16 protein-coding genes are annotated in these 22,681 nt (G+C 72.0%); 7 read left to right on the top strand and 9 right to left on the bottom strand.

The window, feature by feature from the left end:
• Positions 1-27 precede the first annotated feature (27 nt).
• Entirely contained in the window at positions 28-999 is a 972-nt protein-coding gene (locus INQ48_23015; GenBank protein ID QRF60851.1) for a hypothetical protein, read from the top strand.
• Positions 1,000-1,011: 12 nt separating this feature from the next.
• On the opposite strand, the gene INQ48_23010 is transcribed toward INQ48_23015, so the two are convergent.
• The 9 genes from INQ48_23010 to INQ48_22970 all read right to left on the bottom strand — a co-directional run bounded on the left by INQ48_23010 (position 1,012) and on the right by INQ48_22970 (position 12,405).
• Positions 1,012-1,902, bottom strand: coding sequence for an ATP-binding cassette domain-containing protein (locus INQ48_23010; GenBank protein ID QRF56217.1), 891 nt, complete (start codon positions 1,900-1,902; stop codon positions 1,012-1,014).
• Entirely contained in the window at positions 1,794-2,567 is a 774-nt protein-coding gene (locus INQ48_23005) for a siderophore-interacting protein (protein ID QRF56216.1), read from the bottom strand. Before INQ48_23005 ends, INQ48_23010 begins: the two co-directional genes overlap by 109 nt.
• A gap of 31 nt (positions 2,568-2,598) precedes the next feature.
• A complete protein-coding gene (fhuB, locus tag INQ48_23000; protein ID QRF60850.1) occupies positions 2,599-4,536 on the bottom strand; it encodes a Fe(3+)-hydroxamate ABC transporter permease FhuB in 1,938 nt (645 codons plus the stop codon).
• A 35-nt stretch (positions 4,537-4,571) separates the two neighbouring features.
• On the bottom strand, positions 4,572-5,474 hold the full coding sequence (locus INQ48_22995) for an ABC transporter substrate-binding protein (protein QRF56215.1): 903 nt from the start codon (positions 5,472-5,474) through the stop codon (positions 4,572-4,574).
• Positions 5,471-7,870, bottom strand: a complete 2,400-nt coding sequence (locus tag INQ48_22990; protein ID QRF56214.1) for a TonB-dependent receptor — start codon at positions 7,868-7,870, stop codon at positions 5,471-5,473. The genes INQ48_22995 and INQ48_22990 overlap by 4 nt, the downstream gene beginning before the upstream one ends.
• Before the next feature lie 165 nt (positions 7,871-8,035).
• Positions 8,036-9,043 (bottom strand): FecR domain-containing protein, encoded by a 1,008-nt coding sequence (locus INQ48_22985; GenBank protein QRF60849.1) that lies wholly within the window; start codon positions 9,041-9,043, stop codon positions 8,036-8,038.
• A 32-nt stretch (positions 9,044-9,075) separates the two neighbouring features.
• The gene (locus INQ48_22980; protein ID QRF56213.1) at positions 9,076-9,681 is read right to left on the bottom strand and encodes an RNA polymerase sigma factor; all 606 of its coding nucleotides are present in this window, start codon (positions 9,679-9,681) and stop codon (positions 9,076-9,078) included.
• Positions 9,682-9,865: 184 nt separating this feature from the next.
• On the bottom strand, positions 9,866-11,176 hold the full coding sequence (locus tag INQ48_22975) for a lysine N(6)-hydroxylase/L-ornithine N(5)-oxygenase family protein (GenBank protein ID QRF56212.1): 1,311 nt from the start codon (positions 11,174-11,176) through the stop codon (positions 9,866-9,868).
• The gene (locus tag INQ48_22970; GenBank protein QRF60848.1) at positions 11,158-12,405 is read right to left on the bottom strand and encodes an acetyltransferase; all 1,248 of its coding nucleotides are present in this window, start codon (positions 12,403-12,405) and stop codon (positions 11,158-11,160) included. The genes INQ48_22975 and INQ48_22970 overlap by 19 nt, the downstream gene beginning before the upstream one ends.
• A gap of 1,047 nt (positions 12,406-13,452) precedes the next feature.
• Here INQ48_22970 and INQ48_22965 point away from each other — a divergent pair.
• The 6 genes from INQ48_22965 (at position 13,453) to INQ48_22940 (ending at position 22,610) form a co-directional block, all read left to right on the top strand.
• On the top strand, positions 13,453-13,692 hold the full coding sequence (locus tag INQ48_22965) for a hypothetical protein (GenBank protein QRF56211.1): 240 nt from the start codon (positions 13,453-13,455) through the stop codon (positions 13,690-13,692).
• A 55-nt stretch (positions 13,693-13,747) separates the two neighbouring features.
• Positions 13,748-15,427 (top strand): cyclic peptide export ABC transporter, encoded by a 1,680-nt coding sequence (locus tag INQ48_22960; GenBank protein QRF56210.1) that lies wholly within the window; start codon positions 13,748-13,750, stop codon positions 15,425-15,427.
• Between the two features lie 166 nt (positions 15,428-15,593).
• Positions 15,594-16,751 carry an efflux RND transporter periplasmic adaptor subunit gene (locus INQ48_22955; GenBank protein ID QRF56209.1) on the top strand — a complete coding sequence of 386 codons (1,158 nt, stop codon included), beginning with the start codon at positions 15,594-15,596 and terminating at the stop codon, positions 16,749-16,751.
• A complete protein-coding gene (macB, locus tag INQ48_22950) occupies positions 16,748-18,706 on the top strand; it encodes a MacB family efflux pump subunit (GenBank protein QRF56208.1) in 1,959 nt (652 codons plus the stop codon). Before INQ48_22955 ends, macB begins: the two co-directional genes overlap by 4 nt.
• Positions 18,707-18,721: 15 nt before the next feature.
• Positions 18,722-20,218 carry an efflux transporter outer membrane subunit gene (locus tag INQ48_22945; GenBank protein QRF56207.1) on the top strand — a complete coding sequence of 499 codons (1,497 nt, stop codon included), beginning with the start codon at positions 18,722-18,724 and terminating at the stop codon, positions 20,216-20,218.
• Positions 20,205-22,610 carry a penicillin acylase family protein gene (locus INQ48_22940; GenBank protein QRF56206.1) on the top strand — a complete coding sequence of 802 codons (2,406 nt, stop codon included), beginning with the start codon at positions 20,205-20,207 and terminating at the stop codon, positions 22,608-22,610. Before INQ48_22945 ends, INQ48_22940 begins: the two co-directional genes overlap by 14 nt.
• Positions 22,611-22,681: the final 71 nt, after the last annotated feature.

The raw sequence follows: 22,681 nt of genomic DNA, 5'->3' as shown, positions 1-22,681 counted from the left end.
CTGCTGAGCCTGAAGACCGTCGGGCGCATGGCGGCGCTGGGCCTGCCCGGGCCGCGCCTGAAGCTGCGCGACCTGCTGCAGCGGCCGACCATCGCGGGCCTGCTCGGCCTCGGCGCCGCGCCGCCGGCACCGGCCGCGCCGGTCGGTTCGCCGCTGGTGCGCCTGAACGGCACGGGCCAGGAAGGCACGCCGCTGTTCTGCCTGCACGCGGGCTACGGCACCGTCTTCGACTACCAGCCGCTCGCGCGGCTGCTGCAGGAGCAGCGCCCGGTGATCGGCGTGATGTGCCGGATGCTCGCCGACCCCGCGCACCGCGATGCGTCGCTGCAGCAGATGGCGGCCGACCATGCGCGCGCGATCCGGCAGGAGCAGCCGCGCGGGCCGTACCTGCTGCTGGGCTGGTCGCTCGGCGGCACGCTGGCCGCGCTGGTGGCGGCGCGGCTGGAGGCCGAGGGGCAGCGCGTGGCCTACCTGGGGCTTATCGATCCCTACGTGCCGGCCGCCGGCGCGCGCGAGCCGCTGGACTGGCAGCGCGAGGTCGCGGACTTCGTGGCGGCGATGTGGCCCGGCGCCGGCGCGGCGCCGGCCCTGCCCGACGGCCTGCCGGCGCACGATGCCGACCCCGCGGCGCTGGCGGGCTGGCTGTCGCGGGTCGCGGCCTCGCGCGGGCCGCGTGCGCAGGCGGTGCATCCGGTGTTCGCGGCGATGAGCGACGCGGAGCTGGCGCGCCACCTGGTCGTGGGCCACCGGTTGCGCCGGCTCTCGCTCGACAGCCCGGCGCTGCCGGCGCTCGAGGTGCCGGCATGCGCCTGGTGGGCCGCGCAGCGCCCGCGCGACGATGCGCGCGCGCTCGCGCTGCAGCTCGGACAGCCCGAGATGGCGCGGGTCCGCGTCGATGCCACGCACGACGGCATGCCGAGCGACGCCGGGCTGCTGCAGGCGGTGGCCGACACGCTGGCCGGCCAGGTCGGGCTGCGCTCGGGAGTGGAGGCGGTGTGACGGGCAGCGGGCCTAGCAGGCCAGCGCCACGGGCTTGCCCGTGGCGTGCTGCGTGAGCACCTCCATCGGGATGCCGTAGATGCGCCGCAGCGCCTCGGGCTGCATGATCGCGTCCGGCGTGCCGCGCGCGATCATCGCGCCGCCGTGCAGCGCGATGATCTCGTCGCAGAAGCGCGCGGCCATGTTCACGTCGTGCAGCACGACGACCACGGCCACGCCCTTCTCGCGCGCGAGGCGGTGCACCAGCGACAGCACGTCGACCTGGTGCGCGATGTCGAGCGCCGAGATCGGCTCGTCGAGCAGCAGGCACTGCGCGTCCTGCGCCACCAGCATGGCGAGCCAGACGCGCTGGCGCTCGCCGCCGGAGAGCGTGTCCACGAGGCGGTCGGCGTACTGGCCGATGTCGGTCAGCTCGATCGCCTCGGCCACCTTGCGCCGGTCGGCGGCGCCGTAGCGGCCCAGCGCGCCGTGCCACGGGTAGCGGCCCAGCGCCACCAGGTCGCGCACCAGCATGCCCGAGGCATCGGGCGTCGACTGGGGCAGGTAGGCGACCTTGCGCGCGAACGCGCGATCGCTCCATCGCGCGAGCGGCTCACCCTCGAACGAGATGCTGCCGCCGCTGGGCGGCTGCTGGCGCGCCAGCAGCTTGAGCAGCGTCGACTTGCCGGAGCCGTTGTGGCCGATCAGCGCGATGGCGCGCCGCGCCGGCAGCTCCAGCGTGAGCGGATGCAGCAGTTCGCGGCCCGGAACGGCGAAGCGCACATCGCGCAGGGAATAGAGCGGCGTATCCGTCGTCACGTGTCGTTGTCCTCGCGGGGTGGTTCGTCGCGCCAGTAGGCGACGCAGAGACTGTGCGGTTTGTAGGCGGCGAGCAGCGGCCGCAGACTGGCGGCGACGGTCCATTCGCCGGCCAGCCAGACGAACAGCGCGGGATCGGGGGGCGGCAGCCGCGCGAGCTCCGCGCGCACCAGGGCCTCGATCCGCGTGCTCGCGCACGCCGGCTCGCCGTCGCGATGCAGCCAGTGCAGCGGCATGCCCGCCGGCCGCTCGAAGTCGATGCGTTCGTCGGCCGACGCGACCTCGACCACGATGGTGCCGAGGGCGCGCGCGGGCAGTGATTCCGCGATGCGCGCGATCGCGGGCAGGGCGGACTCGTCGCCGGCCAGCAGGTAGCGCTGGGCCGCTCGCGCGCCACGGCCGCAGGGCGCGGAGATCGCGCACAGGTCGCCCGGGCGGGCCTGCAGCGCGAAGGCGCTGCCCGGGCCGGCGGGTTCGTGCAGCACGAAGTCGATGTCGAGCCAGCCCGCGCGCGCATCGACCCGGCGCACGGTGTAGTAGCGCGCGGTCATCCGGGCCACGAGCGCGGCATCCGGCGGCCCCTCGAGTTCGCGCAGCGCCCGTTGCACGGCCGCGTGGTGCCCGAGTCGCGGCACGTACAGGCGCACGTGCAGTTCGCGCATGTCCTCGTAGGGCGCGAGGCCGTGGCCGGCCAGCCGCAGCCGCAGCATGTGCGGCGTCAGGCGGGTCGATGCGACGACGCGCAGCGGCAGCATCTTGTCGACGCTCATGGAAGTGGCTTCGTGCTTCGCGGCGCGGTGCTCATGCGCGTCTCCCGATCAGGTAGAGGAGAAAAGGCCCGCCCACCAGGGCCGCCAGCAGGCCGGCCGGCACCTGGAACGGGAACAGGATGTTGCGGCCGATCCAGTCGGCCAGCAGCAGGATCAGCCCGCCGGCCAGTGCCGAGGCGAACAGGTGCGTGCCGGCGCGCTGGAAGCCCACGAGCCGGGCCAGGTGCGGGCCCATCAGGCCGGCGAAGCTCAGCGGCCCGACCAGCATGGTCGCGCCCGCGGTGAGCGCGCTGGCCAGCGTGAACAGCATGTTGCGGCTGGCGTTCAGGCGCATGCCGCGCGCCGACGCGTGCACCTCGCCCAGCGGCAGCAGATCCAGCCAGCGGCTCACCAGCGGCACGCAGGCCAGGCCCGCGCCCAGCAGGCCGGCGGCCAGCAGGGCCTCGCCGCCGCTGACCGCGTAGGTCGAGCCGGACAACCATGCCAGCAGCTGGTTGAGCCGCGGGTCCTGCGAGACCATCAGCACCGCCGTGATGAAGCTCGACACCGACCCGAGCGCGATGCCGATCAGCAGCAGGCGGTCGCCGCTGAATCCCGGCTGGCGCGACAGCAGGCGCATCAGCGCGAGCACCGCGAAGGCGCCGAACCCGCCGGCCGCGATCTGCGCGGTGCGGGTCGGCTCGCTCGACAGCAGCGTGAAGCAGATCAGGCTCAGGATCGCGCCCGAGGACACGCCCAGCACCTCGGGCGAGGCGAGCGCGTTGCCGGTGGTGCGTTGCAGGATCGCGCCGGCCAGCGCCAGCATGGCGCCGCCGCTGAAGGCCGCGAGCACGCGCGGCGCGCGCCATTCGAACAGGTCGGCCGGCGGCAGTAGCGCGACGGACCAGCCCTCGACGCCGCGGCCGACGACCAATGCGATCCATGCGGCCAGCAGCGACAACCCCGCCATGGCCGCCAGCACGCGGCCCGGATGCGCGAGCAGCCGCACGTGGCGCGGGCCGCTCGAGGACTGGGGCGCGAGCATCTTGAGGCGGCGGATCAGCAGGAACAGCAGCGGCGCGCCGAGCAGGCCGGTCACGGCGCCGGTCGGGAAGATGCGGAAGGTCACCGGCAGCGACTGCACGATCTGGTCGGCCGTGGCCAGCAGCAGCGCGCCCATGAGGCCCGACCAGAAGAACATCGAGCCGCCCACGCGCACGCCGCTCGCGCGCGCGAGCGTGGGTGCCGCCAGGCCGATGAAGCCGATGATGCCGACCGCCGAGGTCGCCACCGCCGCCAGGCCGGCCGCCACCACCAGCGCGAGCAGCCGGTAGGCCGCGAGCGGCAGCCCCAGGCTGCGCGCATTCTCGTCGCCCAGCGCCATGATGCTCAGCGGCCGCATGAGCAGCGCGGCCGCCGCGGCGGCGACCAGCAGCCGCGGCCACAGGTACTGCGCGCCGCTCCAGTCCTGCTGGTCGAGGAAGCCCGCGCCCCAGAGGATCTGGCCGGCCAGGAACTCGTGGAAGAAAAGCGCCAGCACCGAACTCACGGCCGAGCAGTAGAGGCTCACGATCAGGCCCGAGAGCGTGACCGTGATCGGCGACAGGCTCTTGCGCCAGGACAGCATCAGCACCGCGCCGAGCGCGGCCAGCGCGCCCGCGAAGGTCACGAGCTCCGGCGCCGCCAGCGCCAGCGCGGGCGCGAACAGCGTCGCCACCGCGAGCGCCAGATAGGCGCCGGCCGACACGCCCAGCGTCGAGGGCTCGGCCAGCGGATTGCGCAGCAGGCGCTGCAGGATGGCGCCCGACAGTCCCAGCGCGGCGCCGGCCAGCAGCGACACGGCCAGCCGCGGCAGCAGCAGGTAATAGACCATCAGCGCGCGGGTTTCCTGCTGCCCGGGCGCGGCGCCCGCGGCCGCGCCGCCCGACAGCGTGGCGCTCAGGTTGTAGGCGGCGAACAGGCCCATCACCAGCGTCATGCCGCCGGCCATGGCCAGTCCGGCCGCTTGCGGGTGGCTGCGCCATCTCATGGCCGGCCCTCGCCGTCGTCGCGGCGGCCGAGCGCCTCGGCCGCGAGGCGCGCGAAGCGGCGTGCCGGTGGCAAGCCGCCATAGAACAGCACGTTGGGGACGATGCTCACGCGGCCGGCGCGCGAGAACGGCAGGCTCGCGATGACCGGCGTGCGCAGCACGCGCAGCAGGTGCTGCGGCGTGTCGTTGCCGACCGCCAGCAGGCGCGCTTCGGGCCGACGCAGCAACTGGTCCACCGACACCGTCAGGTGGCCGAAGCGCGAGGTCGGGCCGTCCCAGGCATTGATCACGCCGTAACGGTCGAGCACGCTCTGGAACAGGCTGCCGCGGCCGAACACCAGCATGCGGCGGCCGTCGAGGATCGTGGCCACGTAGACGGGCCGCCCGTCGTAGCCGCGCATGCGCTCGCGCCACCGGTCCAGTTCCTCGGCGCAGGCGCGCGCGTAGGCCTCGGCGGCCGGCGCGCGTCCGAGCGCGCTGCCCAGGCGCAGCAGCGCGTCGCGTCCCGCCAGCCAGAGGTCGGGCGCGCCGCCGGGCGGATAGGGGTCGAAGCGCAGCGTGGGCGAGATGCGGCCGAGCTTGGGCAGCAGCGCGGCCATCTCCGCGGTGTAGACCTGCAGGTCGGGCTTCAGCGACGCGAGCAGCTCGAAGTTGGGCTCCGCGCGCAGTCCCAGCTCCCGCGTCGCGGCGCCCGGGCCGGGCTCCACCACCACGTGCCGGTAGAGATCGAGCTCGGGCATCGCCAGCGGCGCCACGCCCAGCGCCATCAGGTTCTGAGCGCTGACCCAGTCCAGTGCCGCGATGCGCCGCGTGGCGGCGCCGGACCCGCGTCCCGCGAGCAGTAGCATGCCGCCCAGCAGGCCGCGGCGCGACAGGCCGGGTGCGACGAGCCCGCTCAAAACGCCATCTGCGCCGAGAACGCCACGCTGCGCGGGTTGCCCAGGTAGTAGCTGTTGAGCCAGTAGTCGCGGTTGGCGACGTTGTTTACCGTCAGGCGCAGCGACACCGGCTTGCCCGAGACCTTGGTCGCGTAGCGCAGGCCGAGGTCGACGGTGGTGAACGAGGGCAGGCGGCTGGTGTTGGTTGCGGTCGCCCACTGCTTGCCGACGTGATAGATGCCGCCGGTCAGGCTCAGGCCCGGCACGAAGGGCAGCTCGTACTCGGTGTAGAGCTTGGCCAGCAGCTTCGGCACGTTCATCGGCGCGTTGTTGTTGTAGGTGCCGCCCTCGACCTTGGCGGTGAGCCAGGTCACGCCGCTCACGATGCTCCACGATTCGGTCAGCTTGCCCGAGGCCGAGACCTCGGCGCCGCGATGGCGCTGCTTGCCGTCCTGGCGATAGGTGTTGTTGCGGTCGGTGTACTCGTAGGCCTTCTCGATGTCGAACAGCGCGCCGCTCAGCAGCACGCCGCCGAGCTCGGCCTTCGCGCCGATTTCCTTCTGCTTGCTCTGCATCGGCGGCATCACGCTCATGCTGTTGGAGGCGGTCAGCGGCGCGATGCCGCCGGGCTCCAGGCCCTCGATGTAGGTCGCGTAGGTGGTCAGCCACGGCTGCGGCTTGAAGATCAGCGAGACGTTGGGCGAGGTGCGCGAACGGTCGTAGTCCGGCTGGTTCGGCGCGCCGTACCGGTTGCGGTCGAGCGTCTTGATGGTGCTGCGGTTGGCGCCCACCAGCACCGACCACTGGTCGTTGAAGCGGATCATGTCGCCGATCACCCAGTTCTCGTTGCGGATGCGGCTCGAGTAGTACATCGAGTTCGGCGGGATGGCCGGCCAGACCGGCTGCAGCACGTGGTTGGGCGTGATGAAGCCGTTCGGCCCGAGGTAGCCGGTGTTCGGGGCGTAGGAGGTCTGCCACTGCGTGTCTTCGAAGCCGTAGTAGCCCATCGTGAGCTTGTGGGCGAGTGGGCCGGTGTCGAACGACAGGTCGGCGAGGGCCTGCCAGGCCTCGGACTTGGTCTTGGTCGGGCCCGAGTGGATGCGGATCTGGTAGTACTCGGTGGGCGAGCGCACCGAGTTCTGGGTGTGGTCCTGCTTGGGCCGCTCCTGGCTGTCGCGCAGATAGGCCGCGCGCAGCGTGAGATGGTCGTTGGCCTCGTAGATGGCCTTGGCCATCAGCTTGCGGCTCTCGGTCTCGTCCTGGATCCAGGGCTGGCCCCAGTTCTTGCTCGAATCGGGCGCCTGGATGCGGCGCACGCCCTCGCGGAACGACCAGTAGGCCGTGGGCGCCTGCATGTGGTAGTCGCTGTAGCTCGCGCCGAGCTCGAGCTTGAGCTTGTCGGTGACCTTGAAGTCCAGCGCCAGGCTCGCGAGCGAGCGGTCGATCTTCTGGTCGTCGACGGCGGTCTCGCCCTTCTGGCGCACGAGGTTGAGGCGGTAGCCCACGCGGCCTTCGCTGTCGAACTGGCCGCCGAAGTCGCCATGCACGTAGTACTGGCTGCCGCCGTAGTTGCCCACCGTCACGCTGTTGAGGCGCTCCAGCGTCGGGCGCTTGTTGACGTAGTTCACCATGCCGCCGGGCGAGGCCGCGCCGAACAGGAAGCCCGAGAGCCCGTTGAGCACCTCGACGCGCTCCTTGTCCTCGAGCGAGGCGGCGAAGCCGAACGAACGGCGCAGGCCGTCCTCGGCGCGGTCGTAGCTGCTGAAGCCGCGGATCTTGACCATCGGTGCCCAGCCACTGACCTGCGGCGTCTGCGACAGGGTGGAGGGACTGACCTTGTAGACGTCGTCGGGCGACTGCGCCTGGATGTTCTGCAGCAGTTCGCGCGGCACCACGTTGATCGCGAACGGCGCATCGCGCAGGTCCATGTTGCCGAGCGCGCCGACCGAGGTGGCCGAGCGGACGCGGTAGCCCTCGGCCGCCGTGCCTTCGCGCTGGACCGCGGCCGTCGTGTCGGCATCGAGCGTCGAGGTCACGTGCACGGGCGGCAGCGTGCGGCCCGCCTCGGCCGCGCCGGCGGCGCGGATGACCACCGCGGCGCCTTCGCGCGACGCGGCCAGGCCGCTGCCGGCGAGCAGCCGGTCGAGCGCCTGCTGGAAGTTCAGGCGGCCCGAGACGGCCGGCGCGTTGATGCGCGATACCACCTCGCCCGACGCCAGGATCTGCGTGCCGGTCTGGCGCGACAGCTCGTTGAGCGCCGCGGCGAGCGGTTGCGCCGCCACGTTGATGTCGAAGACGGGCGCTGCCGTCTGGGCCGGTGTCTGGGCGAGTGCCGGACCGTTCCAGCTGACGAAGACGGTGCCGAAGGCGGCGGCAAGCGCGGCGCTCAGAAGGCGGTGGCGAGGCGTAGAACGCATGGGTCGAGGCTCCAGGTCAAGGTAAATGCGACGTATTCCGTGATCGACGCCGGGTCCCGCGAAAACTCCGCGGCCTTGGCGCTTCTCGATGTAAGACGTTTGAACTCGCCAAACGGAGACACCCGCCGAAGCGGTGCGGCGCATGCGGCGCCGCGGGCGTGTCGTTCAGCGCGCCTGGAGCGCCACGCTGCCGTCGGCCTGCGGCACGGCCGTCAGCGGAAGGATCCGCGGCAGCAGCGCGACCAGGCCGACCGAGTCGTCGGTGCGAAAGCGCCCCGACAGACGCAGGGCGTCGGTGCGCGCATCGCTGCTGACGATCGGGCGCGGGCGGTAGCTGTTGATCACGGCCAGCGCATCGCGCAGCGGCGTGTTGTCGAACACCAGCCAGCCATCGCGCCAGGCCGAGAGCGCCTGGGTGTCGGCCTGGCGCACGGCTTCGGCATGCCCGCCCTGTACCTCCACCAGTTCGCCGCCGCGCAGGTCGACGATCTCCACGGCGGGCGCCTCGGCGCCCTCGCGCGCGCGCACCCGTACGCGCACATGCCCGCGCTCGACGCCCACCGTGACCGGACCGCCCCGGTCGCGCACCGAGAACACCGTGCCGACCACCTCGATGACGGCGCTGCGCGTGAGCACCTGGAAAGGCCGAGCGGCATCGTGCGCCACCTCGAAGCGCACCTCGCCGCGCGCCATCTCGACGACACGCCGCTGGCGGTACAGCGTGACGTCGATGGCACTGCGCGGCGCGATGTCGAGCTGGCTGCCCGGCGCATCGGCGGTGCCGTCGGCCAGCGCCAGCTTCAGCATCTGGGCGGTGCGCGTGCTGTAGGCGGCGTGAAAGACCGGCTGCTGCAAATACCACTGCAGGCCGCGACCGGCCAGCACGCCGGTGCCCAGCAGGCCCGCGATCGACAGCAGCAGCTTGCGGCGCTGCGGCCCGCGGCCCGAGGTCGCGGCCGCGGCCACCATGCGGGTGGCTGGTGCGTCGAAATGCGCGCGCAGGTCGTCGGCCATGCCGCCCAGTGCATTCCAGCGCTGACGCGCTTCGAGCAAGGCGGCCGCGTGCTCGGGCGACTTGCTGCGCCACTGGTTCAACAGGAGGCGGCTGTGCTGCGCGGCCTCGCCGGGCGCGATCTCGCCTTCCACGATCAGCGCGAGCGCGCGCTCGACCAGCCGTTCGCGCGGCGCGCCCACCGTCAGGCTGCTCACGAGAAGTCTTCGGCCAGTGCGGTGTCGAAGCCCGCGTGGTTCTGGATGTGCTGCGGCGCGATCAGGTCGGCGCGCAACTCGGCGAACACGCGCGAGCAGTCGATGGTGGCGCGCAGCAGGTGCTTGGCCACCGCCATCTCGGTGATGTCTAGCTGCGTGGCGATCTCGGCGCGCGTGTGGCCGTAGGCACGGAACAGCAGGAACACATCGCGCCGGCGCGGCGGCAGTTTCTCGAGGGTCTCGACCACGCGCGCCAGCACGCGCTGCTGCGCCACGACGAACTCGCTCGATGGCGCCACCAGGTTCGATCCGAGAGTGGCGTGCGTGCCCGCCCATTCCTGCGCCACCTTGCGCCGGCGCGCCTCGTCGATGCACAGGTTGCGCGCCACGCGGAACAGCAGGGCGCGCGGCGATTCGATGCCGGAACCGTCCTTCGCGTCGTCGCTGCCGGCGCTGCCCGATGATTTCGTGGCCTGGACGAACACCCGCTCGAAGCTCGACTGCGCGATGTCCGCCGCGTAATGAGGATCCCTCAGGTCGCGAGTGAGCTGTCGGCGCAAGTCCGCATAGTGAGCTACAAGTTCCTGGACGAGGTCGCGCATCCGGTCGCCTTCTCGCAAGCATCGACGATGGGCCCCGGGAGCCCGGTCGCCGGTCGTGCCTTCGGGCTCGTCAGCTTCGGCAAGGAATGACGAGCCGGCGATGCGGCAGGGCGCTGGGGTGATCCCGAGGGACTGTAATAAGAACGATTCTTATTAAGTGTATCACCGCGCGATGTCCGGGGCGTTAAATCACGGCGGCCGGCAACGGCGTGCGTCCGGCGGCCTGCGCGGCCTGCGCCGGCCGTGGATTGGCCTCCAGCAGCGCCTGCCCGATCTCGTCGGAGCGGATCGCCGTGACCGACAGCAGCGTGTCGCTGAGGCCATGGCTGGTCTCGCAGGCGCCTTGCAGGAAGATGCCCGGCTTCAGCTCCGGCGTGCCCTGCAGCCGGTAGTGGCGATCGACCGTGAAGTCGCCCAGGTACGGCGCGAGCGGATCCAGCAGCGTCCTGTGGCCGTCGCGCTCGTACCCGGTGGCGAGGACCACGACGTCGTAGCCATGCTCGGCGCGCTGGTCGGTGTTGAGGTCGTGCAGCCACAGGTGGATGCCGTCCGCCGCCGCGCGCACCGCCGACACCTCGTGGCGGCGCAGGAAGCCGTGGCGCGCCACGCCCGCGACGCGCTGGCGGTAGAACACGTTGAAGATCTGCTGGATCAGCTCGAGGTCCGGCGCCGCGTAGTTGGTGTGCCAGAACTCCTCCAGCAGCTCGGCGCGCTCGGGTTGCGAGCGGTTGAACACGAAGTCGGTGAAGTCGGCGTTGAAGATCTCGTTGACGAAGGGGCTGTCGTCCGAAGGCTTGATCGAGCGGGCGCGCATGATCAGGTCGACCGCGGGCTTGTTGGGATGGCTCTGCAGGTCCATGAAGATCTCGGCCGCGCTCTGGCCCGCGCCCACGATGGCGATGCGCTCGGCCTTCGGATGCCGCGCGATCGCCTCGAGGTAGCTGCTCGAATGGAACACGCGCGGGTCGTCCCTGAAGGGCTGGAAGCGCGCCGGGATCTTCGGCACGCCGCCCACGCTCACCACCAGGTTGCGCGCCAGCCGCTCGCGCACGCTGCCGTCGGCCTGGCGCGAGCGCACGCGCACCAGCTGCACCTCGCTGCCGCGCATCTCGGGCACCACCTCGAACACGCTCTCGCCGTAGGCGCAGCGGTCCTCGAACTGCGCCGCGGCCCAGCCCAGGTAGTCGTTGAATTCGTGCCGGCTCGGGAAGAAGGTCTTGAGATTGACGAAGTCCTGCAGGCGCTGCTTCTCGTGCAGGTAGTTCAGGAAGGTGAAGCGGCTCGAGGGATTGCGCAGCGTCGCCAGGTCCTTGATGAACGAGATCTGCATGTGCGCGTTGTCCAGCAGCATGTTCTTGTGCCAGACGAAGCCCGGCTGCTTCTCGATGAACAGGGCATCCACGAACTGGCCGTGGTGGCGCTTCTCGTCGAGCGCGATCGCCAGCGCGATGTTGGACGGGCCGAAGCCGATGCCGATCAGGTCGTGGATTTGCATGGAATGTCCTTGAGGGGAGGTTCGGCGCGATCGGCCGAAGGTGGCGAGACGGTGGCGTCCCCCTGGGGAATCCAGAGGGCTTCGCCGAAGAAGCGTTCGCGCAGCAGCATGCCGAGCATCGCGCGCTTGTGCGGGAAGTCGAATTCCTTCACGTGGGCGTAGCCGCAGCGGCCCAGGCTCTTGATCATCTTGTGGTTGTCCGCGCGCGGCTCGATCACGATGCGCTGCGTGCGGCAGTCGTCGAGGAACAGGTAGTGCGACACCGAGGGCATCCAGGCCGTGAGGAAGGGCTTGCCGCGAAAGCGCGCCTCGCCGATCAGCGCGTGCCAGCCGCGGTCGTGGTCGCCCGCGTCGTAGAAGGGCGCGATGCGGTCCTCCTTGGCCCAGTACGCCTCGAAGTAGCCGAAGGCCTCGCCGTCGAGGCGCCCGATCAGCCCGGTGACGCGCGGATCGGCCGCGATCGCCTCGAGGTAGGCGCGATGCCTGGCGAGCTCGCCCTGTTCTTCCCAGAAGTGCGCCACCACCGGATCGTTCATCCAGCGATGGAAGGCCGGCAGGTCGCGCTCGATGTCGACCGTGGCCAGCGTCAGCGTCTGCGACAGCCACGGGATGTGGCGCCGGTAGACGGTGCCCGAGGGCTTGGCCGGCCGCAGCGGATGGCGCCGGCCCTGGCTCATCGTGTAGCGCAGCGCGAAGGGCTCGCGCGGCCCGCACCGCCACACGCGCGGCAGTTGCCAGAAGGCTTCGCGCGCCACGATCGCATCGCTGCCTGGCGGCAGGCTCGCCGCGCCGGTATCGACCAGTTGGGCCAGGCCTGCCGGGCTCGACGGTGCGAGCCGCAGGGACAGCGTGGCGCGTTGCGGATGGCGCACGAAGGCGGCTTCGATGGCGGCCAGCAGATGGGTCTGCGCGGGCTCGGCGTCGTGGCTGTTCGATGCTTCCAGGCGCAGTGCGCCCGCCTGCGCGTGCAGCAGCCAGTGGCTGGTCGGTCCATGGCCGGCCTGCGGGCCGACCGTGAGCTTCGAGCCGTCGAGACGCACCTCGAGCGGCTCGCCGTCGGGGTGCGCATGGAACACCCAGGCGCCGATCGCCGATGCCGGCGTGGGTGCGGGCGCGGCCGCGGCGACGCGTGCGCGTCCGAATGCCTCGGCCAGCGTGTGCGCGATCGACGAGCGCAAGGTGTCGGCTTCCTCCACCACCTGGCTCAGGCGGGCGAAGTCGTGGACCATGCCTTCGTGCACCCGCAGTTGCGTGCGCACGCCGGCCGCCTGCAGCCGCTGGGCATAGGCCCGGCCTTCGTCGACCAGCGGGTCGTACTCGGCCAGCACGAGGTGCGCGGGCGCGAGACCCGACAGGTCCTGCGCGGCGAGCGGGGCGAAGCGCCAGTCCGCGCGGTCGTCCTCGCTGCGCAGGTAGTGGCCGAACATCCATTGCAGCGTGCGCTGCTCGAGCAGGTGGCCGCTCGCGTAGCGCCGGTGCGAATCGCTGTCCTGGCGGATGCTGGTGCAGGGGTAGAGCAACACCTGCAGCAGCGGCTGCGGCCGTCCGGCATCGCGCGCGGCCAGCGTCAGGGCCGTGGCGAGCGTGCCGCCGACGCTGTCGCCGGCGAAGGCCACGCGCGCGGTGTCCAGGCCGTGGGATGCGCCCTGCGCCGCGAGCCACAGGGCGGCATCCTCGGCGTCGTGGAAGGCGGTCGGGAACTTGTGCTCCGGCGCGAGCCGGTAGTCCACGGCCAGCACCGCGCAGGGCGTGCGCTGCGCCAGCGCGCGGCACAGCGCGTCGTGCGAATCGAGTCCGCCGACGACATAGCCGCCGCCATGGAAGTACAGCACGGTCGGCAACGGCGTGCCCGCATCTTCGCCCCGGTACAGCCGGGCGCGCAGCGTCGCGCCGTCGCGGGCGCGAAAGCCGATGTCCTCGACCGGAAGCTCGGGCCCGACGCCGTCGAGCGCGAGGGTCGACTGGTCGTAGCTGGCGCGCGCCTGCGCGGGTTCCAGCGCGCACATCGGCGCGCGCCCGTCCTCTTCGGCGAGGGCGGCCAGTTCGAGGAAGGCTTCGAGATCGGGATGCAGTGGCATGAGAGCGTCGCAGTCGCATCCATGAACGGATGCATATCCCCGAAAGACGCGCGGCCGGCCGGTTTGTTTAGCGCGGCCGCTCGCCGCTGCCGCGTGAAGCAAGTCACGACTTCGAGACACGAAGATGACAGCCGCTAAACACCGGGCGGCGCGCCGCGTCTATCTGCGCATCCTTACCCACCCAGGCGTCCCGACGCGATGAACTCTAGGCACCACCTCACTTCCGATCCGGCCTGCAGCGAGGCCTGGCGACTTTTTCGCGAACTGCATGACGCCCCGTCGCTCGAGCGCGCCGAGAAGCTGGTCCTGTGGCTCGGGCGCGATGCCAGGCACGTGCGTGCCTTCGACGAGGCGCTGACCCTGTGGGCGCTGGCGGGCGCCGCCATGGTCGGCTCCGGGTCGGACGACGAAGCGCGAAAATCCTCGATCCTCCAATAGCGCCGCCGCCGGCATCCGCACTAAACATTCCGGATGCCGGGCCGTCTTACCGGTCATGCACACTCCACCCGCCAGTGCCAAGGCTTCCGACCTGCTCGCGCTGCTGAAACCCTTTGCCCCCTGGATCGCGCTGTCCGCCGCCACCGGCATCGGAGCGGCGATGGCGACCGTGGCGCTGCTGGCGACCATCAACCAGGTCCTGAGCCGGCCCGGAGGCATGGCCGGCGGGTTGCTGCTGACCTTCATCGTGCTGTGTGCCGGCGCGCTGGTCGGCCGCGCGATCTCCGACATCTCGAACAACATCGTGGGCCAGCGCCTGGTCGCGCAGGTGCGCAAGGACCTCGCGATGAGGATCCTCGCGGCGCCGATCGATGCGCTCGAGCGCTACCGCATGCACCGGCTGATGCCCGTGCTCACGCAGGACGTGGACATGATCAGCGACGTGGCCTTCATGCTGGCCGCGACCATGATCTCGACCGCCGTCGCGCTCGGCTGCCTGAGCTACCTGGCCTGGCTGTCCTTGCCGCTGTTCGGCCTGCTGGTGGTGGCGATGCTGGTCGGCGTGGCCGTCCAGACCTGGGCCCATGCGCGCGGCATCGCGGGCTTCTTCGAGTCGCGCGAGCAGGAGGAGCTGCTGCACAAGGCCTACCGCGGCATCAGCGAGGGCGCCAAGGAACTGCGCATGCACCGCGCGCGCCGCTCCCGCGTGTACGAAGGGCAGATCGCGCGCACCGTCGACGCCATCCGCGACATCAACCGCCGCGCGATCAACATCTTCGTGCTCGCCACCTCCTTCGGTTCCGCGCTGTTCTTCCTGCTGATCGCGATGATCCTCGGGTGGGCCGCGTGGCGCACCACCGAGCCCGCCGTGCTCAGCGGCTTCGTGCTGGTGCTGCTGTTCATCAAGGGGCCGATCGACCAGATCGTCGGCGCGCTGCCGCGCGTGGGGCGCGCCAAGGTGGCCTTCGGCCGCATCGCGGACCTGTCGGCCCGCTTCGCCACGCCGGAACCGCACCTGCATCTGGACTCTCCGCCGACGTCGCCGCCGCTGCGCGAGGCCATCGAGATGCGCGGCGTGCGCTATGCGTTCGACACGCCCGAGGGCAGCGAGGCGTTCGTGCTCGGTCCGGTGGACCTGCGCATCGAGCGCGGCGAGATCGTCTTCATCGTCGGCGACAACGGCTCGGGCAAGACCACCCTCATCAAGCTGCTGCTCGGCCTCTATGCGCCGCAGCAGGGCGAGGTGGTGCTCGACGGCGAGGCCGTCACGCCCCAGACCCGCGACGACTACCGGCAGCTGTTCACCACCGTGTTCTCCGACTTCTACCTGTTCGAGGACCTGGTGGCCGGCGGGGAGGGCGGCCGGCAGACGCTGCCCGAGACCGCGCTGCCCTACCTGCAGCGCCTGGAGATCGCGCACAAGGTCTCGGTCAAGGACGGCGCCTTCAGCACCACCGACCTGTCGACCGGCCAGCGCAAGCGGCTCGCGCTGGTGCATGCCTACCTCGAGGGCCGTCCGGTGCTGGTGTTCGACGAATGGGCCGCCGACCAAGACCCGACCTTCCGCCATCTGTTCTACACCGAGCTGCTGCCCGAGCTGCGCGCCAAGGGCCACCTGCTGGTGGTCATCTCGCACGACGACCGCTATTTCCACATCGCCGACCGCGTGATCACCATGAAGGCCGGCCGCATCGCCGAGGAGCGCGTGCGCGCGCCGCAGCAGGCGGCCGCGTAGGGAAGGGGAGGCCGCCGCCCGGCCATCCCCGGCCCGCGAGGGCATCGACCTCGCGCCGCGTGCGGCCGATTCCGCACCGTACGGGATCACGCGCCAACCCCCAAAGACCGCGCCGCTCGCGGCGTCCGCGCAAGCCCCGACGGCCCGCACGCTCCCTTTCCTCGACATGCGCAGAATCGTTTCCATCCTTCTCGTTCTCGTCCTCACCCTGGCGGCGGCCGGCTATCTCTGGGCACGGCGTCCCGCGAGTGCGGTGGAGTCGTCGGTCGTGCGGCGCGGCACGATCGAATCGAGCGTCACCGCCTTCGGCACGCTGCAGCCGCGGCGCTACGTGGACGTCGGCGCACAGGTGTCGGGCCAGATCCTGCGGCTGCTGGTTCAGCCCGGCGACGTGGTCGACAAGGGGCAGCTGCTGGTGGAGATCGATCCCAGCGTGCAGCGTGCCACCGTCGATGCGGGCCGGGCTTCGCTGGCCGGCTTGCGCGCCCAGCTGGCCGACCAGCGCGCGCAGCATCGGCTGGCGGGCCAGCAGCATGCGCGCCAGCGCCGGATGGCCGCCGATGGCGCCACGCGCGAGGAGGACGTGCAGAGCGCCGAGGCCGCGTTCGCCTCGGCGGCCGCGCGCATCGAGCATCTCGAGGCCCAGATCGCGCAGACCCAGGCCACGCTCAAGGCCGACGAGGCGCGGCTCGGCTACACGCGCATCTTCGCGCCCATGGCGGGCACCGTGGTGTCGGTGACCGCGCGCGAGGGCCAGACCCTCAACGCCACCTACCAGACGCCCGACGTGCTGCGCATCGCCGACCTGTCGGCGATGACCGTGTGGTCCGAGGTGTCGGAAGCCGACGTGAGCCGCGTCAAGGCCGGCATGCCGGTCTACTTCACGACCCTGGGCAACGACCGGCGCCGCTGGCAGGGCAGGGTGCGCCAGGTGCTGCCGGCCCCGCCGGCGCCGACGGCCAGGACCGGTGGCAGCGACAGCACCGCCGCGGCCCCCGCGACGCCGAACAAGGTCGTGGTCTACACGGCGCTGTTCGACATCGACAACGCCGACGGCGAGCTCATGCCGCAGATGACCGCGCAGGTCACGTTCGTCGAGGCCTCGGCCGCCGATGCCGTGATGGTGCCGACCGCGGCGATGACGGCGGTGGCGGGCACCGCGGACCGCTACACGGTGCGGGTGCTGCAAGGCGATGGCGGCATCGAGACGCGGCAGCTCCGCATCGGCGTGCGCAACCGCGTTGCCGCGCAGGTGCTCGAAGGCATCGAAGCGGGCGAGCGCATCGTGGCCGATGCGGCCTTCGGCAAGACCGCGAAGCCATGAGCACGCCGCCGCTGGTCGAGCTGCAGGACATCCGCAGGGCCTATGGCCTGCCCCAGCGCACGCCCGACGATCCCCCGCCGACCCCGGTGCTGCGCGGCATCTCGCTGCAGATCAAGGCGGGCGAGTTCGTCGCCATCATGGGTGCCTCGGGCTCGGGCAAGTCCACGCTCATGAACATCCTCGGCTGCCTCGACCGGCCGAACAGCGGGCGCTACCTGTTCGAGGGGCGGGACGTCTCCGGCTTCGATGCCGACGCGCTCGCGCGCATGCGCCGCGAGACCTTCGGCTTCGTGTTCCAGGGCTACCACCTGGTGCAGACCGAGTCGGCGCGCGAGAACGTCGAGATTCCCGCGCTCTATGCCGGCATGCCCGAGGCCGAGCGCCGCGTGCGCGCCACCGCGCTGCTCGAACGGCTCGCGATGGGCGCCCGCCTCGACCATCGGCCGGGCCAGCTGTCGGGCGGCCAGCAGCAGCGCGTGGCGATCGCGCGCGCGCTGATGAACGGCGGCCGCGTCATCCTCGCCGACGAGCCCACCGGCGCGCTCGACAGCCAGAGCGGCGCGGAAGTGATGAAGCTGCTGCACGAACTCGCAGACGCGGGGCACACGGTGATCCTGATCACGCACGACCGGCAGGTCGCCGCGCAGGCCCGCCGCATCGTGGAGATCCGCGACGGCGAGATCGTGGCCGACTCCGGCGACGCGTGTGCCGCCGACGGGCCGCGCCCGGCGTGGGATGCGTCGCGCGGGCCGCGCGCCGGCCAGGCCTCGATAGCCGCCGACCTGCGGGAAGCCGCGCGCGCCGCCTGGCGCGTGATGTGGATCAACCGCTTCCGCACCGGCCTCACGCTGCTGGGCATCGTGATCGGCGTCGCCTCGGTGATCGCGATGCTCGCGGTCGGCGGCGGCTCGCAGAAGAAGGTGCTCGCGCAGTTCGAGATCTTCGGTGTGCGCACGATGTTCGTCGCCGCGCGCGGCGGCAGCACGCGCGCGCCAACGGCGCCGCTGATGCCCGCCGACGTCGAGATCCTGCGCGGCCTGCCCAACGTCGAGGCCGTCGCGCCGTACATCGAGGACCGCGTGGTGGTGCGCCGCGGCAACATCGACCTCGACACCGAGGGCGGCGGCACCACGGTCGATTTCTCCCGCGTGCTGGGCTGGGCCACGACCGAGGGCCGGATGTTCGACGAGGAGGACGATCGCCGTGTCGCCAAGGTGGCGGTGATCGGCCAGACGGTGCGCAAGGCGCTGTTCGCGGACGGCGGCGATCCCATCGGGCAGGACGTGCTCATCGACAAGGTGCCGTTCGAGGTGGTCGGCGTGCTTGCCGCCAAGGGCACCAGCGGCGGCGAAGACCAGGACAGCCGCGTGGTCGTGCCGTTCTCGGCCGCTTCCGCGCGGCTGTTCGGCCATTCGCATCCGACCTGGATCGGCGTGCAGGTCCGCGACATGGAGCGTGCGGCCGCCACGGGCGCCGCGATCGAGGCCAGCCTCGCCGAGCATCGGCGCGTGAACGATGTGCGGGTGTGGAACCGCGTCGAGGCGATCCGGGCGCAGTCCGAGACCGCGCGCGCGATGACGCTGATGCTCGGACTGATCGCGGCGATCTCGCTGGTGGTCGGCGGCATCGGCGTGATGAACGTGATGCTGATGACGGTGCGCGAGCGCACGCGCGAGGTCGGCATCCGCATGGCCACCGGCGCGCGCCAGACCGACATCCAGCGCCAGTTCATGACCGAGGCGGTCCTCGTGACCGCGGTCGGCGGCTCGGCCGGCGTGGTCGTCGGCCTGCTGGTCGTGTCCGCGCTGCTGCTGGCCGGCGTGCCGGTGGTGTTCTCGCCGCTGGCGGTGCTCGGCGCCTTCGGCTGCGCCGTGCTGACCGGCCTGGTGTTCGGCTTCATGCCCGCGCGCCACGCGGCGCGCCTCGATCCCGTGGTCGCGCTGGCGTCCCAATAGCGGTCCCGAATTCCCATGCCCTTCTCGCTGTCCCGCACGTTCGATACATCGACCTCCTGCGCCTCCCCGCATCGGTGGCGCGCCGGCGTGCTGGTCGGCGCGCTGGTCGCGGCGGGCTGCGCCGCACCGCCCGAGTCCGCCGAGCGCGCGGTGCCGCTGCCCGTCGCCTGGCGGGCGGCGGCGTTGCCGCTGGAGGCGCCTGCCGTTCGGGCGGCATCCGCGGCCGCGCCCGACGCGCAATGGTGGCGCGGCTTCGGCAGCGGCGAGCTCGACGCGCTGATCGACGAGGCCGACGCCGGCAGCCACGATCTCGCGATGGCGCTCGCGCGCGTGCAGGCGGCCCGGGCCCAGGCGAGGGTCGCGGGCGCGGCGCGCTGGCCCGTGCTGAGCGCCAATGTCGATGCCAGCCGCGAGGGCCGCCTGGGCGGCCAGGGAACGGTCGAGGGCAGCCGGCATCTCGCGGGTTTCGCGGCGCGCTACGAGCTCGACCTCTGGGGCCGCCAGGCGGCCCTCGGGCAGGAAGGCCTGCAGGGCTGGCGTGCGAGCGTTTTCGACCGCGACGCGGTGCGCGTGGGCCTGCGCGCGGAAGTCGCGTCGTCGTGGCTGCGGCTGCGCGGCCTGCGCGAGCGCGCGGCGATCGCGCACGACAGCCTCGACAACGCGCGCCGGCTGCTGCGGCTGGTGAGCGCGCGCCATGCGGCCGGTGCCGCGACACCGCTCGAACTCGCGCAGCAGCGTGGCCTGGTGGCCGCGCGCGAGCGCGAACTCGCGGCGATGCGTCAGCGCGCCGACGATGCGGTCACCGAACTGGCGCTGTTGCGCGGACTCGATGCCATCGCACGGCCGGGCGATGCGGCCGGGGGCGATGCCACGCGGCTCGCGCAGTTGCGCATTCCGCCCGTCGATCCCGGTCTGCCGTCGCAACTGCTGGTACGCCGGCCCGACATCGCGCGCTCCGAGGCCCGGCTGGCCGCAGCCGACCAGAACGTGCATGCCGCGCGCGCCGCGTTGCTGCCGAGCGTATCGCTGGGCGCCATGCTCGGCGGGTCCGGTTCGGGCACCGGCGGCTGGTTCGGCAATCCGCTCTACAGGCTCACCGCCGGCATCGCCGCGCCGCTGTTCGACGGCGGCCGTCTCGCGGGCGAGCGCGAGCTCGCCGAGGCTCGCCGCGCGGAACTGCTGCAGTCCTATCGCGCTGCCATCGCCGCCGCGCTGTCCGATGCACAGACCGCGCTCGGTGCGGTCTCCAGCCTCGACGCGCAGGCGCTGGCCCAGGCCGAGGAACTGAACCAGGCCCGGCGTGCCGAAACCCTCGCCGAGTCGCGCTACCGCGCCGGTGCCGAGACGCTGCTGGTGCTGCTCGACGCGCAGCGCACGCTGCACGAGGCGCGCGACCGCGAGGTGCAACTCATGCAGGCCAGGCTCGAAGCCCGCGTCGCGCTGTACCGGGCGCTCGGTGGCGGCTGGCGCGCCGGGGCGTCGGACACGGCGCTGGCCGATGCGCCGGGCTGAAGCGCTTCGGCCGATCCGGAAAGCGGCAGCGGCGCTGGCGCTGGGCCTCGGCGTCGCCGTGCTCGTCCAGGCCCGGCCCGCCGCGCTGCCGGCCGATGGCCGCACGGCCGTCGACATCCGCCGCACCACCGACGGCATTCCGCACATCCGGGCGACCGATTGGCACGGCCTGGGCTTCGGCCAGGGCCATGCGCAGGCGCAGGATGCGCTGTGCACGCTCGCCGACGCCTTCGTCACCTACAGCGGCCAGCGCTCCTTCTACTTCGGGCCCGACGCGAAGCCGTCGACCCGTTCCACCTTCGGCCTGCCGACCAATCTCGATCTCGATTTCTTCTTCAGGGCCTTCGCCGATGCCGACGCCCTCGAGCGCTTCCGGCGGGCCCAGCCGCCCGAGATCCGCGAACTGGTCGCGGGCTATGCGCGGGGCTACAACAGTCAGCTGCGCCAACTGCGCGCGGCCGGCGCGCGCCAAACCGACACCGAGCGGCCGGCCTGCATGGACGCGGCCTGGGTGCAACCCATCGGCCCCGAGGACATCGAGCGCCGCATGATCGCGGCCGGCCTCGCGGGCGGCTACACGCAGTTCGTCGCCGAGATCGCGAAGGCACAGCCGACCGCGCCCGCGCCGCCATCGCCCACGGACCGGCTCTCGCTCCCGGAGCGGCTTCGCATCCCCGTGGGCGACGCGCCCGGCATCGGCAGCAATGCGCTCGCTTTCGGCGGCGCGGCCACCGGTGCCCAGGGCGGCGTGCTGCTCGGCAATCCCCACTGGTACTGGGGTGGCCCCGATCGCTTCTACCAGGTTCATCTCACGCTGCCGGGTGCGCTCGACGTCGCGGGCGTGAGCTTCCTCGGCATCCCGATCGTGATGATCGGCTTCAACCACGACGTCGCGTGGAGCCACACCGTGTCGGCCGCGCGGCGCTTCGGCCTGTTCGCGCTGCGGCTGGACCCGGCGGCCCCCACGCGCTACATGCTCGACGGCATCTCCGAGCCGATGCAGCCGCTGCCGCTCGCGGTCGCCGTGCGCCGCCCCGACGGGAGTTTCGCAACGGTGCGCCGCACGCTCTGGCGCACGCGCTTCGGGCCCGTGATCGATCTCGGCGCGCGCCATCCGGCGCTGGGCTGGAGCGCGGTCGGCGCGCTCGCGATCCGCGACGTCAATGCCGACAACCCGCGCATCTTCCGCAACTTCCTGCGCTGGAACCGCGCGCGCTCGCTCGACGAGTTCATGGCGATCCAGCGCGAGGAGGCCGCGATGTCGTGGGTCAACACGATCGCCATCGGCCGCGGCGACCAGCGCGCCTGGTATGCCGACATCGGCGCGGTGCCCGACGTCCCCGATGCACTGCGCGCCGCCTGCGCGACACCGCTGGCAAAGGCCTTCGCCGCCCTCGATGCGACCGTGCCCGTGCTCGACGGCAGCCGCTCGGCCTGCGATTGGCGCACCGATCCAACCGCCGTGCAGCCTGGCGCCATGCCCGCCGCGCGAATGCCCGGCCTGCTGCGCGAGGACTATGTCGCCAACATGAACGACAGCCACTGGCTGGCCAATCCGGCGCAACCGCTCGAAGGCTTCGCGGCCGGCCTCGGCGACGAAGCACGACCGCTCTCGCTGCGCGGGCGCGAGGGCCACCGCATCGCGGCCCAGCTCGCCGGTGCCGGCGCGGGCTCGGCGCGCGATCTCGCGGATCGACTGGCGGTCGAGGCGCTGGAACCGCGCGCCTACAGCGCCGACCGCTTCAAGGCGCCACTGCTCGATGCGCTGTGCGGCAAGGCCGTGTCCATGGCCGGCATCGGACCGGCCTGCGCGGTATTGCGGCGCTGGTCGAACCGCGCGGACGCGCAGGACCGCGGCGCGCTGCTGTGGGATTTCTTCTGGGACCGGCTGCGGAAGATTCCGCCCGCCGAGCTCTACGCCACGCCGTTCTCGCCGCAGGCGCCGCTGTCGACGCCCGACGGCATCCGTGCATCGGATCCGCGCGTGGCGCTCGCGCTGGCCGGTGCGGTCGAAGACATGGCTTCGAAAGGCTGGTCGCTCGACGCTCCGTTGGGCATGTACCGCTTCGCGCGCAGCGAAGGGCGCACGGTGCCGCTCTACGGCGGCTGCGACGCCGAGGGCTACTTCACCAACGCCTGCGCGCGCGACGGCGACTACACCCTGCGCGAGACTTCGCACGGCAACACCTACCTGCAGATCGTCCACTTCGACGCACGCGGCGTGCAGGCCCGCACGCTGCTCGCGCACGGCGAGCGCGAGACCGCGGTGACGAACGGCGCGGGCGCCGCGCCGGTGCTGCGCTATGCGCGCAAGGACTGGCTGCGCTTTCCGTTCCGCGAGGAGGAGATCGCGCGCGATCCGTTGCTGGTGCGCGAGACGCTGCGGCCCTGAACGCGCTTTTCAACCGTTCGGGCTGAGCTTGTCGAAGCCTTGCGCGAGGCTTCGACAAGCTCAGCCCGAAC

The organism is Variovorax paradoxus, from assembly GCA_016806145.1.
Lineage (GTDB): Bacteria > Pseudomonadota > Gammaproteobacteria > Burkholderiales > Burkholderiaceae_C > Variovorax.
This window is presented reverse-complemented; position numbering and strand designations above follow the sequence as displayed.

Coding starts and splice junctions, on each gene's coding strand:
- INQ48_23015 (QRF60851.1), top strand. CDS start 28: ATGGCGGCGCTGGGCCTGCCCGGGCCGCGCCTGAAGCTGCGCGACCTG.
- INQ48_23010 (QRF56217.1), bottom strand. CDS start 1,902: ATGGACCGTCGCCGCCAGTCTGCGGCCGCTGCTCGCCGCCTACAAACC.
- INQ48_23005 (QRF56216.1), bottom strand. CDS start 2,567: ATGAGCGTCGACAAGATGCTGCCGCTGCGCGTCGTCGCATCGACCCGC.
- fhuB (QRF60850.1), bottom strand. CDS start 4,536: ATGGCCGGCGGCATGACGCTGGTGATGGGCCTGTTCGCCGCCTACAAC.
- INQ48_22990 (QRF56214.1), bottom strand. CDS start 7,870: ATGCGTTCTACGCCTCGCCACCGCCTTCTGAGCGCCGCGCTTGCCGCC.
- INQ48_22980 (QRF56213.1), bottom strand. CDS start 9,681: ATGCGCGACCTCGTCCAGGAACTTGTAGCTCACTATGCGGACTTGCGC.
- INQ48_22975 (QRF56212.1), bottom strand. CDS start 11,176: ATGCAAATCCACGACCTGATCGGCATCGGCTTCGGCCCGTCCAACATC.
- INQ48_22970 (QRF60848.1), bottom strand. CDS start 12,405: ATGGTCCACGACTTCGCCCGCCTGAGCCAGGTGGTGGAGGAAGCCGAC.
- INQ48_22965 (QRF56211.1), top strand. CDS start 13,453: ATGAACTCTAGGCACCACCTCACTTCCGATCCGGCCTGCAGCGAGGCC.
- INQ48_22960 (QRF56210.1), top strand. CDS start 13,748: ATGCACACTCCACCCGCCAGTGCCAAGGCTTCCGACCTGCTCGCGCTG.
- INQ48_22955 (QRF56209.1), top strand. CDS start 15,594: ATGCGCAGAATCGTTTCCATCCTTCTCGTTCTCGTCCTCACCCTGGCG.
- macB (QRF56208.1), top strand. CDS start 16,748: ATGAGCACGCCGCCGCTGGTCGAGCTGCAGGACATCCGCAGGGCCTAT.
- INQ48_22945 (QRF56207.1), top strand. CDS start 18,722: ATGCCCTTCTCGCTGTCCCGCACGTTCGATACATCGACCTCCTGCGCC.
- INQ48_22940 (QRF56206.1), top strand. CDS start 20,205: ATGCGCCGGGCTGAAGCGCTTCGGCCGATCCGGAAAGCGGCAGCGGCG.